General features: G+C 67.5%; 15 protein-coding genes and 1 tRNA gene. 9 read left to right on the forward strand and 7 right to left on the reverse strand.

What is annotated here, in order from left to right:
• Window positions 1-97 precede the first annotated feature (97 nt).
• Window positions 98-1759 (forward strand): OFA family MFS transporter, encoded by a 1662-nt coding sequence (locus tag AC3RCC_RS08700; RefSeq protein ID WP_492258186.1) that lies wholly within the window; start codon window positions 98-100, stop codon window positions 1757-1759.
• Window positions 1760-2066: 307 nt separating this feature from the next.
• On the opposite strand, the gene AC3RCC_RS08705 is transcribed toward AC3RCC_RS08700, so the two are convergent.
• The 7 genes from AC3RCC_RS08705 to mnmA all read right to left on the reverse strand — a co-directional run bounded on the left by AC3RCC_RS08705 (window position 2067) and on the right by mnmA (window position 7504).
• Window positions 2067-2774: an HAD-IA family hydrolase gene (locus AC3RCC_RS08705; protein ID WP_492258187.1), complete on the reverse strand. Its 708-nt coding sequence runs from the start codon at window positions 2772-2774 to the stop codon at window positions 2067-2069.
• Window positions 2771-3475 carry a phosphoglycolate phosphatase gene (gph, locus tag AC3RCC_RS08710; RefSeq protein WP_492258188.1) on the reverse strand — a complete coding sequence of 235 codons (705 nt, stop codon included), beginning with the start codon at window positions 3473-3475 and terminating at the stop codon, window positions 2771-2773. Before gph ends, AC3RCC_RS08705 begins: the two co-directional genes overlap by 4 nt.
• On the reverse strand, window positions 3472-4041 hold the full coding sequence (locus tag AC3RCC_RS08715; protein ID WP_492258189.1) for an HK97 family phage prohead protease: 570 nt from the start codon (window positions 4039-4041) through the stop codon (window positions 3472-3474). Before AC3RCC_RS08715 ends, gph begins: the two co-directional genes overlap by 4 nt.
• Entirely contained in the window at window positions 4038-5234 is a 1197-nt protein-coding gene (locus tag AC3RCC_RS08720) for a phage portal protein (protein WP_492258190.1), read from the reverse strand. Before AC3RCC_RS08720 ends, AC3RCC_RS08715 begins: the two co-directional genes overlap by 4 nt.
• 290 nt (window positions 5235-5524) lie before the next feature.
• Window positions 5525-5601, reverse strand: a tRNA-Met gene (locus tag AC3RCC_RS08725).
• Between the two features lie 92 nt (window positions 5602-5693).
• Window positions 5694-6323 carry a class I SAM-dependent methyltransferase gene (locus AC3RCC_RS08730; RefSeq protein ID WP_492258191.1) on the reverse strand — a complete coding sequence of 210 codons (630 nt, stop codon included), beginning with the start codon at window positions 6321-6323 and terminating at the stop codon, window positions 5694-5696.
• A complete protein-coding gene (mnmA, locus tag AC3RCC_RS08735; protein WP_291633184.1) occupies window positions 6320-7504 on the reverse strand; it encodes a tRNA 2-thiouridine(34) synthase MnmA in 1185 nt (394 codons plus the stop codon). The genes AC3RCC_RS08730 and mnmA overlap by 4 nt, the downstream gene beginning before the upstream one ends.
• Window positions 7505-7757: 253 nt before the next feature.
• Here mnmA and AC3RCC_RS08740 point away from each other — a divergent pair, with 253 nt between their 5' ends.
• From AC3RCC_RS08740 to flbD, 8 genes are all read left to right on the forward strand, one after another.
• Complete coding sequence (locus tag AC3RCC_RS08740) at window positions 7758-9329, forward strand: flagellar hook-length control protein FliK (RefSeq protein ID WP_492258192.1); 1572 nt, start codon at window positions 7758-7760, stop codon at window positions 9327-9329.
• Between the two features lie 14 nt (window positions 9330-9343).
• Window positions 9344-10024, forward strand: coding sequence for a flagellar hook assembly protein FlgD (locus tag AC3RCC_RS08745; RefSeq protein ID WP_492258193.1), 681 nt, complete (start codon window positions 9344-9346; stop codon window positions 10022-10024).
• Window positions 10025-10145: 121 nt separating this feature from the next.
• A complete protein-coding gene (gene sciP / locus AC3RCC_RS08750) occupies window positions 10146-10421 on the forward strand; it encodes a CtrA inhibitor SciP (RefSeq protein ID WP_038359348.1) in 276 nt (91 codons plus the stop codon).
• 205 nt (window positions 10422-10626) lie between these two features.
• The gene (gene fliF, locus AC3RCC_RS08755; protein ID WP_465247448.1) at window positions 10627-12312 is read left to right on the forward strand and encodes a flagellar basal-body MS-ring/collar protein FliF; all 1686 of its coding nucleotides are present in this window, start codon (window positions 10627-10629) and stop codon (window positions 12310-12312) included.
• An 11-nt stretch (window positions 12313-12323) separates the two neighbouring features.
• The gene (gene fliG, locus AC3RCC_RS08760; RefSeq protein WP_465247449.1) at window positions 12324-13406 is read left to right on the forward strand and encodes a flagellar motor switch protein FliG; all 1083 of its coding nucleotides are present in this window, start codon (window positions 12324-12326) and stop codon (window positions 13404-13406) included.
• Entirely contained in the window at window positions 13403-14011 is a 609-nt protein-coding gene (locus AC3RCC_RS08765; RefSeq protein WP_492258194.1) for a FliH/SctL family protein, read from the forward strand. The genes fliG and AC3RCC_RS08765 overlap by 4 nt, the downstream gene beginning before the upstream one ends.
• A 5-nt stretch (window positions 14012-14016) precedes the next feature.
• Window positions 14017-14367, forward strand: coding sequence for a flagellar motor switch protein FliN (gene fliN, locus AC3RCC_RS08770; protein ID WP_291633219.1), 351 nt, complete (start codon window positions 14017-14019; stop codon window positions 14365-14367).
• Between the two features lie 44 nt (window positions 14368-14411).
• Window positions 14412-15776, forward strand: a complete 1365-nt coding sequence (gene flbD, locus AC3RCC_RS08775; RefSeq protein WP_452118657.1) for a sigma-54-dependent transcriptional regulator FlbD — start codon at window positions 14412-14414, stop codon at window positions 15774-15776.
• Window positions 15777-15790 lie beyond the last annotated feature (14 nt).

Below are 15790 nucleotides of genomic sequence, written 5' to 3' on the forward strand. Positions count from 1 at the left end.
CGATGACAAGGCCGGCGCCTGAGCGCGACGGCCAATCGAAGCAACCATAACCAGAAACTGAGGGACCGCCGGTATCGGCGGCGAGGAGGAACGATTCATGTCCACTGCGACAGGAACCTTTGACGAGGGCCGGGCGGGCGCCGGGATTCTCGATCGCGAGCGCACCATCGCGAAAGCAGGCTTCAACCGCTGGCTGGTGCCGCCGGCTGCGCTCTGCATCCATTTGTGTATCGGCATGGCCTATGGCTTCAGCGTGTTCTGGCTGCCGCTGAGCCAGGCCATCGGCGTCAGCAAGCCTGTCGCCTGCGGGGCCGATGTCGGCCTGATCGGCTCGCTGTTCACCACGAGCTGCGACTGGAAGATCGCCGATCTCGGCTGGATCTACACGCTGTTCTTCGTGCTGCTCGGCTCCTCCGCCGCGATCTGGGGCGGCTGGCTCGAGCGGGTCGGTCCGCGCCGGGCAGCCTTCGTCTCGACGATGTGCTGGTGCGGCGGCTTGCTGATCTCGGCCTTCGGCATTTACACCCACCAGCTCTGGCTGATGTGGCTCGGCTCTGGCGTGATCGGCGGCATCGGCCTCGGTCTCGGCTACATCTCGCCGGTCTCGACCCTGGTGAAGTGGTTCCCGGACCGGCGCGGCATGGCGACCGGCATGGCGATCATGGGCTTCGGTGGCGGTGCGATGATCGGCTCGCCGCTCGCCGACATGTTGATGAACTATTTCAGGACACCGGAATCGGTCGGCGTCTGGCAGACCTTCGTGGTGATGGCGGGGATCTATTTCGTCTTCATGATGGCGGGCACCTTCGGCTACCGCATCCCGCCGGCTAATTGGCGCCCCGACGGCTGGACCCCGCCGACGACGCAGAATGCGATGATCACCTCCGGCCACGTCCATCTCAAGGATGCGCACAAGACCCCGCAATTCTGGCTGATCTGGTCGGTGTTGACGCTCAATGTCTCGGCCGGCATCGGCGTGCTCGGCATGGCATCGCCGATGCTGCAGGAGATCTTCGCGGGCTCGCTGATCGGCAAGCCGGAGATCGGCTTCGCGGCACTCGATGCCCAGCAGAAGGTGCAGGTCGCTACCATCGCGGCGGCCTTCGTCGGCCTGCTCTCGCTGTTCAATATCGGCGGCCGCTTCTTTTGGGCCTCGCTGTCGGACAAGCTCGGGCGCAAGCTGACCTACGCCACCTTCTTCGTCCTCGGCATTGTGCTGTATGCGCTCTCGCCCTGGGCGGCGCATGCCGGGTCGCTGGCGCTGTTCGTGGCCTTCTTCTGCATCATCCTGTCGATGTATGGCGGCGGCTTCGCGACCGTGCCGGCCTATCTCGCCGACATGTTCGGCACCCAGTTCGTCGGCGCGATCCATGGCCGCCTGCTGACCGCCTGGTCGACGGCAGGCATCGTCGGCCCGGTGGTGGTGAACTATATCCGCGAGGCACAGATCGCCGCCGGCGTGCCGCGCGCCCAGGTCTATGATCGGACGATGTACATCCTCGCCGGCTTCCTGGTGCTCGGCTTCATCTGCAACCTGCTCGTCCGCCCCGTCGCGACCAAATGGTTCATGAAGGATGCCGAGGTCGCGGCGCTCCAGGCCAAGACCGCCAAAGCCGGTGCCACGGCGCAATACGGCTCCTTCGGCATCGGCAAGGGCGGTTTCGACACGGCCGCCATGTTGGCCTGGGCCGTGGTCGGCATCCCGATCATCTGGGGTGTCTGGATCACCCTGTCGAAATCGCTCGCGCTGTTCCGCTGAGGCGAAATCGGCTTCGCACCGCGAAGCTCGAGTGTTGCATGCCTCCGGCGCGAGCCCGAGGCATGCGTTTTTTTTGCGCGGGTGGCGCCCGTCCGCCTCCTGCACGCCCCCGCGATGCTGGCTTTCGGGGCCGGAACTTGCCTGGACCGGCCGCGTGAATGGGATGGCCGGCGTCCGTGATCCGAGCCGCCGGCCATCGTCGGCAGGGCGTTGCCGCGTTGGTGATCTCCGGCGCGAGGCCGAATGTCAGGCTCGCTTGCGACAAGGCGAATTTCGCCGGCGCGCGAACCCGGTCCGGCCTGCCGGACTATCCTCCGGCCGCTCGACGCTCTCGCTGCTCCTGATCGGTGTGGAATTCCGGCCGGCGCCAGAATGCCTCGAGCGTCTCGATGACCAGGGCCGCGCCGCTGAAATCCTCGCCGGCACTGTAGAGGCTCGGCGTGACGATGGTCGGCAGCCCCGCGCCGAGGGCGGCGCGCAGGCCGTTCTGCGAATCCTCGAAACAGAGACAGTCGCGCGCCGGCAAGCCGAGATCAGACAAAACGAGGTGGTAGACCTCCGGATCCGGCTTCTTGGCTGCGACGTCCTCGCCGGTCCGAATACTCGCGAACCAGCCGATCGCCTCTGCCCCCAGGGTAGCGCCGATCAGGGAGGTGACATTGGTGCGGCTCGTCGTCGTCGCGATGGCGAGCGCCATGCCCTCGCGCCGGGCTTGCCCGATCAGCGCGGCTACGCCGGGCCGGAGCGCCAATCGTCCAGCCGCGACCCGCGCGCCATAGATGCGGTTCTTGCGCTGGTGGAGCGCGGCGGCGTCGACTTCGACTCCGAGGCTCCGGGCATGGACGAGGATGCGCTCGTGCCCGCCGGTCGTGCGCAGCAGATCGCGGTAGAGGGTGCGGTCCCAGGACCAATCCAGACCGTCGACGGCGAAGGCGGCATTGAAGGCCGCGCGGTGGAGTTCCTCGGTCTCGGCCAGCGTGCCGTCGACGTCGAAGATGAGCGCCCGCAACGTCATGGCACGGCCTCACAGGCGCGCAGCAGCGCCGGCACGGCGTCGAGTTCGTCGATGACCAGATCGGCGCCGAGTTCGTCGGCCGGGCGGTCGCAATAGCCGCCGCGCACGAGGATGCAGCCGGTGCCGGCGGCGCGGGCTGAGGCGAGGTCGGCGCGGCTGTCGCCGATCAGGACGGTTTCCGATGGCGAGGCGCCGAGCTGGGTGCAGGCGGCGAGCAGCATGTCGGGGGCCGGTTTCCGTGGGTAGCCGCTATCGCCGCCGATGACGAGATCCAGGTCGGCGAGAAGGCCGAACTGGTCGAGTATCCGGCGTGAGAGCCCTTCGGGCTTGTTGGTGACGACGGCGCTGCGCAGGCCCAGTTCCTGCACCGCCTGCACGGCTGCACGCGCCCCGGGACGCAATGCCGTCAGCTCGACGAGATGCCCAGCATAAACGGCGTGCACGACGGCATGCCGCTGGCGCAGCGCTTGCGGGTCGAGATCTGCTCCCCGTGCCGCGAAGGCCCGTTCGACCAGCTTCTCCAGCCCATGGCCGATCATGCCACGCACGGCGTCGAGCCCGAGCGGCGCCAGCCCGTCGGCTTCCAGCACTGCATTGACGGCAAAGGCGATGTCCGGCGCTGAATCGATCAGCGTGCCGTCGAGGTCGAAGAGAATGGCTGCCGGCGCGGATTGCGCGGCTTTCCGGGTCCAGCTGGTCATGCCTCGCCTCCCCCTACCGCCCTGTCGGCGGCGGTCCGAATGCTGTCGATGTTCCCGGCATAGGCCTCGGCCGTGCCGCCGCCGAACACGGCCGAGCCGGCGACCAGGACATTCGCCCCGGCGGCAGCGACTAGAGGGGCGGTCTGCGCGGTGATGCCGCCGTCGATCTCGATGTCGATAGGGCGGCTGCCGATGAGCGCCTTCACCTGGCGAACCTTCTCGACCATGGCGGGGATGAAACCCTGGCCGCCGAAGCCGGGGTTGAGCCCGGTGACCGCGCCGGACTTCACCAGGGCGCGGACCTCACGAGCCCGGGCGAGATCGTCGACCAGCAGCCGGCCGGATACAGCGAGGCCCTTTGCGGTCTCGGTGATCGACTCCCAGACGCCGATGGGATCGTCTGGCCGATGGAACGCGAGCAGCGGCAACGGAGCCTTCGCGCCCTTGAAGGCGCCCGGCATGATCTCGTCGCCCATGCGGTCAGGTGTGCCGAATGGCCAGGCCATGCCGGTAATGGTGCCGGCTTCGTCGACCGAGACGGCGGCTTTGAGCTCGAGCGCGATCACGCGGCGTCCTCCTGCTGCTGCGCAGAATTTTCTGCCGAGCCGCTGGTCGTGTTCGGGTTTTCGAACTTGTCGCCGCCGGCGTAGGGCGGGCGGTTCTCCATCTGCCTGACTTCGTTCGGACAGAAGACCCGGCTGGAGATGGCGGAGGCGTAGGCGGCGAAGCGCTTTTCGATATCCGCCATGACGATGCCGTCGACGACGAATTCCGGGACCAGCGTCTTCTGCTCCTCCGGCGTGAGCAGCCGGGAGACCGCGCCGCACCACAGCTTGAGCCGGGCCAGCAGGGTGAAGGTGAGGAAGGCTTGCGCCATCTCGGCAGCGTTCGCCCAGGTCGCGCGGCCAAGGTCGAAAATCAGCGTGGGAGGCACGCCAAGCGCGCGGGCGATCTCGACAACCTGAAAGCCGCGCAGCTCCAGGAACTGGTTGTCGACGCTGCTGAAGGCCAGCGCCTGCCAATCCATCCCCTCTTCAAGGATCGCAGTGCCGCCGCTGGCCTCGCCGGAGTGCGTCTTGTTCCAACTCTCCTTCAGTCGGACGAGCACCGGCTCGCTGATCTTCTTCGGTGATTTCAGGATGCCGGACGGACGGCCGCCGTTGGCGAAGATCCGCGCCGCGTGCCCCTGCATCGCCATGCAGAGGCCGATCGCCTCGCGAGCCTGCTTGATCGGTGAGACGCCCCCGATGTTCGGAATGTGGAGGATATCCCGCCAGGGATAAGTCCGCTGGCCGCCGCCCTTTTGGCTGACGAGATATCGAGGCTCGCCGCTGAAGTCGGTCTCCACCGTCACCGTGTCGGGCTTCAGTCGGATCAGCTCATGGATGCGGCCACCGTCGACCCGATTCGCCGCCGCGAAGGCGCCGGCGTCGTTCATGAGCGTGTCCCGCTCCAGCTCCATCAGGAACTGCGGCGCGGAGGTCCAGCCGTTCGGCCTATTGCTCAGCAGATCCGCGAGCGGATGATCGGCGCGTTCCTTCCCGCCATCCTCGAGCCGGCGGTACAGGTGCAGCGGCAGCACGCCCAACGTCTCGGAGCGCACCGCCACCGCGCGAGCAACGGGCGCGCATTCCAGAGCCTTCGACGGCGAGACAGCGATCTTGCTGGCCGTGCCGTTCGCCGCGGCAAAGAACTCCGCCAGAGCCTCAAGGCTCTTCGCGTCTTCTGCTGACGAATCCTTGCGCGCAAATGGCCACATGCGGAAAGATATGCTTCAATCGTGAAAATTGAGCAATTAACGTGCAATAATACCCGGTTGCACCGCAGAATATGGCAAGCGATGACGCGCGAGCGCATCCGATCGCGAGGCGAACATTTCAGGGGAAGGGATGGGAGTTTGTGTTGCGGCGATGTTGCGTGGAGGCGCCGTCACCCCCTTGTAAGCCGTTGAAATCAAACGAATCGTGTTGCGTGTCGCTGCAACACGAAATCACGCTCTGTTCTCAAGCGTGATCTGGTCTATGTTCTTGATTTCACTACGGAAAGTAGTGGTAGCGGGAGAGGGACTTGAACCCCCGACACGCGGATTATGATTCCGCTGCTCTAACCAGCTGAGCTACCCCGCCCCGATGCGCCGCGTCTCGAAAGACGCTCAATCGCGACGGCGCGGATATAGGGTTTTGCGGGGGGGCGCGTCAAGCCTTCCCGGCGCAGGCTTTCACCGCAATTTTTTCAAGCGCACGACCTTGAAGTAGCCCTGGCCGACATGGACGGTCTCATAGCGGCCCGTCGCGGCGGCCCAGTCGGTCAAACGGCTGACCTTGAAATCGCTGCTCCAGCCGACAGCCTTGGCCAGCGGTGCGACCAGCGACCAGAGCGGCGCGGCAAGCCCGCCTTCGCCGACGAGGCGGCTGGAGATGACGATCTCACCGCCCGGCCGCAGCACGCGGTCCATCTCGGCGAGCGCCTGCTCGGGATCCGGCACCAGCGTGATCACGAACTGCGCGGTGACCGCGTCGAAGGAGCGGTCGGCGAAGCCGAGGCGGCAGGCGTCCATCACGAGCAGGCCGATGACGTGATCGAGCCCCTGGCTCTGGACCTTGGCGTGGGCAACGCGCAGCATGTCGAGCGAGAGGTCGGCGCCGACGACCTGCCGGTCGCGATCGAAATAGGGCAGGGTGAGCCCGGTGCCGACACCGATCTCGAGGATGTCGCGGCCGCAGGCGCAGGCTGCCGCCACCGCTTCGCGCTGGGCGCGCGACAGCAGCCCCTGATAGATCCGGTCGTAGAATTTCGCCCAGACCGCATAGACGCGCTTCTGCGCGTCGAGACCCTTGCCAGCCGTCATGATGTCGCGAGCGAAAGTTCCGGTGTGTCGGGAAGCTGGCGGGCTTTCTCCGCCAGGATGACGCCGCCGCCGAGGACGCGCGCGCCTGCGCCGGCATGATCGTAGATCACGCAGGCCTGGCCGGGCGAGACGCCTTCCTCGCCCTGGGCGAGCAGGACATGCACCCCCTTGTCGTCGGCGTGGAGGCGCGCCTCGCGCGGCGCCCGGGTCGAGCGCACGCGCACCGCGACTTCGAGGCCTTCGGGCGGCAGCGCGGAAAGCGGTGTGTCGCCGATCCAGTTGAGATCGCGCAGATCGACGCGGCTGACGCTCAGCGCCTCCCGCGGGCCGACGATGACGCGGGCGTTCTGCGCGTCGAGCGCGACGACATAGAGCGGCTCGGCGGCGCTGAGGCCGAGGCCCTTGCGCTGGCCGACGGTATAGCGCAGCACGCCTTCGTGCTGGCCGAGCACGCGCCCGTCGAGATGGACGATCTGGCCGGGGCGGGCGGCCCCGGGCTTGAGGCGCTCGATGACGTCGGCATAGCGGCCGTTCGGCACGAAGCAGATGTCCTGGCTGTCGGGCTTGTCGGCGATGGCGAGGCCGAATTCGGCGGCGAGCGCCCGGGTCTCGGCCTTTTCCATCTCACCGAGCGGGAAGCGCAGCAGGTCAAGCTGCTCCTGCGTGGTGGCGTAGAGAAAATAGCTCTGGTCGCGGTTCTCGTCGGCGGCGCGGAACAGGCCGCGATGGCCGTTGCCGAGATCGCGGCTGGCGACGTAGTGGCCGGTGGCGAGCGCATCCGCCCCGAGCTCGCGGGCGAGGCCGAGCAGGTCGCGGAACTTCACGGTGCGATTGCACTCGACGCAGGGGATCGGCGTCTCGCCGGCGAGATAGCTTTCGGCGAAGCGCTCGATCACGGCGTCGCGGAAGCGGCTTTCATAGTCGAGCACGTAATGGGGAATGCCGATCGCTTCGGCGACGCGGCGAGCGTCGTGAATGTCCTGGCCGGCGCAGCAGGCTCCGGCGCGGTGGACGGCGGCGCCATGATCATAGAGCTGGAGCGTGACCCCGACGACGTCATAGCCTTGGCGCTTCAGCAGCGCCGCCACCACCGAGGAATCGACGCCACCTGACATCGCGGCGACGACGCGCGTCGCCGCGGGCGGCTTGGCGATGTCGAGCGAGTTGAGCGGGACGGTCATGGCGATGTCTGGCGCAGGGTGAAGCGAGGGCGGGGTGCCCTCCTGGCGCGTTCTATACCGGCTTTGCCGGGTCTGGACCAGCATCGGCCCGGCAAATACTGCCGGGTGCCGGCGTACAGCCGGCGCTTCCTGCCGGTCCGGATGGCGTCTTTGTTTCGCAAGATATTGATTTCAAACAACTATCGCTCTGGCTCGGCTCTTGCTCGGGCGGGGGCGGTGCGTTTTCGCCATCCGCCCAGTTCCGGAGCATTCCATGTCCACCGCGTCGATCTCGCGTTCTCCGTTCGAGACTGCACAGCCCGTCCGCCGCGACCCGGGCAAGGCGCGCGCGACGAGCGAGGCCTTCACGCTGCCGCCCGTCGAAAAGCCGGTCGCGCAAGCCCCGGTGAGCCGCGTGCGGCCCGACGAGACGCGCGCCGCCAATGAGACCGCGCCTCCGGCAGGCGAGCGCGCCGTCGGTGCGGAAAAGGCAGAGGCTGTCGCCCCGGCGGAAGGAGCGGTGAAGGCCGATGGCGAGGTCGTCGCGTTCTCCGGCGAACCGGTGTCCGGTGAGGCGAAGGCCGAGACAGGCAAGCAGAGCGGTTCGGAGAATGCGACCGGCGAGAAGCCCGAGGCCGGCACGGAAACCAGCCCGGTTCTGCCGCAGCTGGCACCGGCCGTGGTCAAGAGCGACGAACAGAAGGCGCTCGATGCCGGGACCGCGGCGTCTACGGCGCCATCCACCGCCAACCCTACCCCTGTCAACGAGGAGAAGGCGCAGTCGGAAGGCGCCGAGCCGGTGACAGGGGCGAGCGCGACCGAGGCGCAGTTCCGGGCGCTGGCCGCGAATCCGGTCCAGCCCGGTGCCCAGCCCGTGGCAACCGATGAGGCGCAGGCCAAGGCTGCGGCCGAGACGAGCCCGGCGCGCCAGAGCGGCGAGCAGGCGACAATGGCGATCCCCGGGCAGAACGCTCTGATCTCGCCAATCGCGCCGGAGCAGGCGGTCCAGAGCGATGGCGAGGCGAATGCCGCGGTCGAGACGGGCACGGCGCCGGCTGAAACCGGGCGCAAGACCGCCACCCCCGCCGCCATAATGCCGGCGGAGACGGCTAAAACAGATTCCGAGACCGGTGAAGCGAGCGAAGCCGGCCAGCCCAAGGCCGCGACGAGCGCCGGGGCCGAAACCAAGGCTGCCGAGCGGCCGGCGACGATGGGGCAGGCGCAGAGCGCAGCTGCAGCCGATGCGCAGGTCGAGGCGCCGCAACAGGCGACGACGCCGGCCGTGCAGGCCGTTCCCGCATCCGGCCCGCAGGTGCCGGGGCGGCCGGAGCCGCAGGCCGAGATTCTCGAGACCGCCGCCCAGGCCAATGCCCGGACGCAGGCCGAGGCGAGCACGCGGGCACAGGTCGAGACTACGCGCCCGACCCCGCTGCATGTCGTGCCGGTCGAGATCGGCGCGCGGGCGCTCGCCGGCAGCAAGCGCTTCGACATCAGGCTCGATCCGGCCGAACTCGGTCGCGTCGATGTCCGTCTTGAAATCTCCGATGACGGCAGCGTCAGCGCCAAGCTGACGGTCGACCGGGTCGAGACGCTGCAATTGCTGCAGCGCGATGCGCGGACGCTGGAACGGGCTTTCGAGCAGGCGGGTCTGAAAGCCTCCGAGGGCGGGGTCGAGATGAGCCTGCGCGATTCTCCCGACCAGAGTTCGCGCCAGCACCGCCAGGACGAGGAAGGCGCACGCCTGCGTCGAAGCTGGGTCGAAACTGCCGAAGAGAGCGCGCTCGTCACCGAAACGGCGCCGCTGAGCCGGGCCGCAAGGCTCGGCGGCGTCGACCTCAGCATCTGAAGAAAGGCGACAAAGTGAGCGTCTCCAATACCAGCAAGTTGAGCAATGCGGCCGTCAACGCCGCGCAGAACAACACTAACGCCTCCGGCAACGGCACCTCGATCGCCAATAATTTCGACCAGTTCCTGACGCTGCTGACGACGCAGCTCCGGAACCAGAACCCGCTCGATCCGCTCGACACCAACCAGTTCACCCAGCAGCTGGTGCAGTTCGCCGGCGTCGAGCAGCAACTGAAGCAGAACGAGACGCTGACGGCGCTGCTCGGGGTCAGCAAGGCGACGACGGGGGCGAGCGCCATCGGTTTCGTCGGCCAGACGGTGACGGCGGACGGGGCGGCGACGCAGCTCAAGGAAGGCAAGGCCGAATGGAAGCTCAACGCTTCCAAAGGCGGTACTGCGACGATCACGATCAAGGATGCGAGCGGCAAGGTCGTGCAGACCGGGACGACGACGCTGACGGCCGGCGACCAGACCTATAGCTGGGACGGCAAGACGTCGACCGGAAGCACCGCTCCGGAGGGCGAATATACGATCACCGTCGACGCCAAGGACCTCGCTGGTACGGCGATCACGGTGAAGACCGAGATCAGCGGCGTCGTCGACGGCGTCGACTTCTCGACAGCGGTTCCGACCCTGCTGATCGGCGCGATCAAGGTGCCGCTCGATCGGGTCAAGTCGGTGAAGAGCAGCTCTTGACGTGTGGGCTCCGTCGTCGGCGCGGCATAGTGAAAGCCTGTGTGGTTGCCTTAGGCAAAATTTAAGTCCGGGGGGGTACGGTCAGCGACAAGTAGGTCTTGTTGAGTTGTGTGAGAGTACCATGACCGAGCCGCTGCGACCGCGCGTGAAGTATGTCATCGGGCCCGATGGGAGCCCGTTGACCATCGCCGACCTGCCGCCGATGAACACCCGCCGCTGGGTTATCCGGCGCAAGGCCGAAGTCGTCGCCGCCGTGCGCGGCGGCCTGCTCAGCCTGGAGGAGGCCTGCCAGCGCTATACGCTGACGGTGGACGAGTTCCTGAGCTGGCAGATGTCGATCGACCAGCACGGGCTGGCCGGTCTGCGCACGACGCGGATCCAGCACTACCGCCAGTAGCCGCGCCGTTATTCCAAGGTTTCCAGAAAGGCGCCGGTCCAGGCAGGACCGGCGCCTTTCTGCGTTCGCGCCGGGACGAAACCGGCGCCTTCCTTTCGAAAAATTAACCGTCGTTAACCCGGTGCTAACCATGCACCGGGAAAAACTTGCCTAGTGGATGATCCCGCGGCCGGTTCTGCGGGGCGAGGGCGACGGAAGGAACGGCGTGAACGGCTTGGTCGATCAGTTCCGGAGATTCGGTGCGGCGCGGCTGGCGGCGATGTTGGCGGTGACGCTGGCGCTGGTCGGCTTCTTCGCCTTCGTCATGCTGCGCATGTCGCAGCCGGCGATGGGCGTGCTCTTCGCCGACCTGTCGAGCCAGGATGTCAGCGCGATCCTGAAGGATCTCGACGCGCGCGGCGTCAAATACGAACTGCGCGGCGACGGGCAGACCATTCTCGCGCCGCGCGCCGATGTGCCGCGCCTGCGCCTCGATCTTGCTGGCAAGGGCATCCCGTCCGGCGGCGGTGTCGGCTATGAGATCTTCGACAAGGGTGACGCCTTTTCCTCGACCAGCTTCGTCCAGAACATCAACCATCTGCGGGCGCTCGAGGGCGAGCTCTCGCGCACCATCCGCTCGATCAGCCGCGTCCAGGCGGCTCGCGTCCACCTCGTCATCCCCGAGCGCCGGCTGTTCGAGCGTGACCGGGAGCCACCGCGCGCCTCGATCGCGCTCAAGCTCGCCGGTGATCTCGACGCCGCCCAGGTCCGGGCGGTGCGCCATCTCGTCGCCTCGGCGGTGGACGGGCTGAAGCCCGAGCGCGTCTCGATCGTCGACGAGCGTGGCCGGCTGCTGGCGGACGGCGCCCAGGGGGAGCAGGGCCTGGCCGGCGTCGGCCTCGACGAGCGCCAGGGCGCGATCGAGCGGCGGATCAAGTCGCAGGTCGAGGATATCGTCGCCAGCATCGTCGGCCCCGGCCGGGCACGCGTCCAGGTCTCGGCCTCGCTCGACAGCAACCGCATCGAGAGCCGCTCCGAGACCTTCGACCCCGAGAGCAAGGTCATCCGCTCGAGCCAGAACCGCAACGAGACCTCGACCACCAACGAGGCGCGCGAGGGTGTCACCGTCGGTAACGAGCTGCCGGGTGCCCAGCAGCCCAACCAGGCCCAGCAGGGCGTGCAGAGGGATGCCACCAACAAGAACGAGGAGGTGGTCAACTACGAGATCTCGCGGACCACGCGCACCGAAGTGCTCGAGGGCGGGCGGGTGCGCAAGCTTTCGGTCGCGGTACTGGTCGACGGCACCTATGCCCGTGGCCAGGGTGCCGAGGCGAGCTACCAGCCGCGCACGCAGGAGGAGCTGGAGCGGATCAGCCAGCTTGTGCGGACCGCGATCGGCTTCGACCGGCAGCGTGGCGACCAGGTCGAGGTCGTCAATCTGCGCTTCGCCGAAGGGCCGCAGGCGCAGGTCGATCTCGTCGAGCAGAGCCTGGTGCAGCAGCTTCTCTCTTTCTCGAAGGAGGACATGGTCCGCTTCGCCGAGATCGGCGTGATCTCGCTGCTGATCCTGATCGTGCTGATGGTGGTGGTGCGTCCGCTGCTCAAGCAGGTGCTGGCGCCCGAGCATGAGTTCCGCGCGATCCCGAGCTTCATGCGCAATGGCGTCGTCGTCACCAGCGCGGCCCAGGGCACCGGCGATCCGGCAAGCCTGCCCGCCAATGGCGACTCCGAATCCGGAGAGTTCGGGGATGTGGATGTCGCCGCCCCCTCCGAGCGCATGCTCGCGATCGCGCAGGTGAAGGGCCAGCTGAAGGCGCAGTCCGTCGAGAAGATCGGTGCGATGGTTGCCAAGAACCCCGCCGACTCGGTCGCGGTGCTGCGTGGCTGGATCCACGAAAAAGCGCCGGCGTGAGGGGCTGAGCCATGGCCACACGCTCGATCGCCACGAGAAGCGCCGGAGAAAGCGACCTCGCCGCAAGCCTGGCCGAGCAGTTGCCGACGGTTTCGGTGGAGGCGATGACCGGTCCGCAGCGCGCGGCCGTGATCCTGCTGGTGCTCGGCGAGCAGCATGGCCGGGTGATCTGGCAGGAGTTCGACGACGAGGAGATCCGGATTATCACTCGGGCGATGGCCGAGCTCGGCACGGTGGATTCGGACCAGGTCGAGCGGCTGATGCTGGATTTCGTCGGCAAGCTCTCCAGTGCAGGCGCCATCACCGGCTCCTTCGACCGGACGATCTCGCTGCTCGAGAAGATCCTGCCGACCGATCAGGTCGCCCTGATCATGGAGGAGATCCGGGGGCCGGCCGGCCGCAATATGTGGCAGAAGCTCGGCAATATCGACGCGGTCGTGCTCGCCAATTTCCTGAAGAACGAATATCCGCAGACCATCGCGGTGATCCTGTCGCGCATCCGTCCGGAACACTCCGCCAATGTGCTGCGCAATCTGCCGGGCGAGCTCTCGATCGAGGTCGTCAGCCGCATGCTGCGGATGGAATCGGTGCAGAAGGAAGCGCTCGACCATATCGAGAATACGCTGCGCACCGAATTCGTCTCGACCCTGACGCAGACGCGCCGGCGCGACCCGCACGAGATGATGGCGGAGATCTTCAACGGTTTCGACCGGCAGACCGAGACGCGTTTCCTGGCGGCGCTCGATGCCACCAATCAGGAATCGGCCGAGCGCATCCGGGCTTTGATGTTCACCTTCGAGGATCTCGCCAAGCTCGATTCCGCCGGGCTGCAGACGCTGATGCGCCAGGTCGACAAGGACACGCTGGCGCGCGCGCTCAAGGGCGCTGGCGAGGAGATGCGCAAATTCTTCCTCGGCGCGATGTCGCAGCGTGCCGCCAAGAACCTGCTCGACGACATGCAGGGGCTCGGCCCGCTCCGCCTGAAGGAAGTCGATGAAGCGCAGATGAAGATGGTGACGCTGACCAAGGATCTCTCCGAGAAGGGAGAGATCGTCATCGCCAAGGGCAATTCCGAAGACGAGCTGGTTTATTGACGATGGCCTCCGCCAAGAAATTCCTGTTCGACACCGACTTCCGCGGCAACAGCCGCAAGGCGGTCGACGAGGGGGCGCTCGATGCGGCCCGGGCCGAGGGCTTTCACAGCGGTCTCGACCAGGCGCGCCGCGAGGCCGACCACCAGACGGGGACGCTGCTGTCGCTGCTGGTCCGCTCCTGCGAGCAGTTGCTGGCGCAGCAGGATGCGCGCCTCGCCGCGATCGAGGAACAGGCGGCGCATCTCGCCGTGGCCGTGGCGCGCGGCCTTGCTGGCGCTGCTCTGGCCGACAAGCCGCTGGTTCAGCTGCTGGCGGCCGTTCGTGAATGCCTCGGCCATGCAAGGCTGGCGCCGCATCTGGTGATCCATGTGCATGAGAGCCTGGTCGAAACCGTCGAGGCTAGGCTCGGCGGGCTGGCGCGCGAGACGGGTTTCGCCGGCCGGATCGTCGTGCTCGGCGAGCCGGATATCGCGCCGGGGGACGGGCGGATCGAATGGGCCGATGGCGGGCTCGCCATCGACCGCTCCCAACAGGACGACGCCATCGAGGCGGCGATCAGAAGCGTATTTGGCCCGGCGGCTTCGTCCGGCGGGACCGTGAGGTAACAGACATGGCCGAGAACGACCTCAACCTGCCACCGCTGAACCCGGCCGATCTCTCCTTCGACCATAACAGTGACGGCTCCGTCGCCCGTTCCGGGCCGGTACCGGTCAAGACGGCGGAGGACCTGGAGCAGGTCTTCGACGTACCGGTCACGGTCTCGGCCGTGCTCGGTTCCTCGCGCATCGCCGTCGGCGACCTCCTGCGGATCACGCCCGGCGCCGTGCTCGAGCTCGACCGGCGCGTCGGCGAGGCCATCGACATCTTCGTGAATGAGCGCCTGGTGGCGCGCGGCGAGGTGGTGGTGGTCGAGGAGCGGCTCGGCGTCACCATGACGGAAATCATCAAGGCCGACCGGTGACGAACCGGACGGCGCAAGCAGATCACGCAAGGAAGCTCTGACCCATGCGCCTCATCATCGTCGGCAGCCTCAAGGGCCAGCTCATCACCGCGGCGAAGATCGCCGTCTCGCAGGGCGCCGCGGTCACCCATGCCGAGAGCGCCGAGCAGGCGCTGGCCGTGCTGCGCGCCAAGGGCGGCGACCTCCTGATGGTCGATGTCGAGCAGCCGATCGCGAGATTGATCGCGGCGCTCGAGGTCGAGCGCATCCGTACCCCGCTGGTCGCCTGCGGCACCTCGACCGATGCGCGGGCCGCGGTCGCGGCGATCCAGGCGGGCGCGCGCGAATATGTGCCGCTGCCGCCGGATCCCGAGCTGATCGCGGCGGTGCTCGCCGCCGTCGCCTCCGACAAGGCGAGCCTGATCTGGCGCGACCCGGCGATGGAGCGCGTCGTCCAGCTCGCCAACCAGATCGCCCGCTCCGACGCGCCGGTGCTGGTCACCGGCGAGAGCGGCACCGGCAAGGAGATGATCGCCCAGCACCTGCACCGGCAGTCGCTGCGCAAGGACAGGCCCTTCGTCGCGGTGAACTGCGCGGCGATCCCCGACAACCTGCTCGAATCCGAATTGTTCGGCCATGAGAAGGGCGCCTTCACCGGGGCGATCGCCCGCCGCATCGGCAAGTTCGAGGAAGCCAATGGCGGCACGCTGCTGCTCGACGAGATTTCCGAGATGGATGTGCGCCTGCAGGCCAAGCTGCTGCGCGCGCTCCAGGAGCGGATGATCGACCGGGTCGGCGGCACGCAGCCGGTCAAGGTCGATCTGCGCATCATCGCGACCTCGAACCGCAATCTCGGCGACGCCGTGCGCGACGGCTCCTTTCGCGAGGACCTGTTCTACCGGCTCAACGTCGTGCATCTGCGCCTGCCGGCGCTGCGCGAACGTCCGGGCGACATCCTCGCCCTGGCCGATCACTTCGCCCGCAAATATGCCGAGCTGAACGGCCTGCCGCAGCGCCCGATCGCGGCCGAGGCGCGCAAGCTGCTGCTCGGCAATGGCTGGCGCGGCAATGTCCGCGAGCTCGAGAACACCGTCCACCGCGCCGTGCTGCTGGCGCAGGGCGTCGAAATCGGCGCCGATGCGATGTTGACCCCTGAGGGCGAGACGCTCGGCCCGGCCACGGGACGCGACGTGGCCTCGCGCGCCGCCCAGACGGCGGAAGCGGTGACGCGCGGTCTCGTCGGGCGCACCGTCGCCGATGTCGAGCGCGACCTGATCCTCGACACGCTCGACCATTGCCTCGGCAACCGTACCCATGCGGCCAAGATCCTCGGCATCTCGATCCGGACCCTGCGCAACAAGCTCGGCGAATATGTTTCCGCGGGCATTCCGGTGGCCGAGCCCGGGCAGGCGCGGACACAGTCGCTCTGAGGGCCTCAGAAATG

Source organism: Allobosea sp. GW823-FHT01F03 (genome assembly GCF_058798075.1).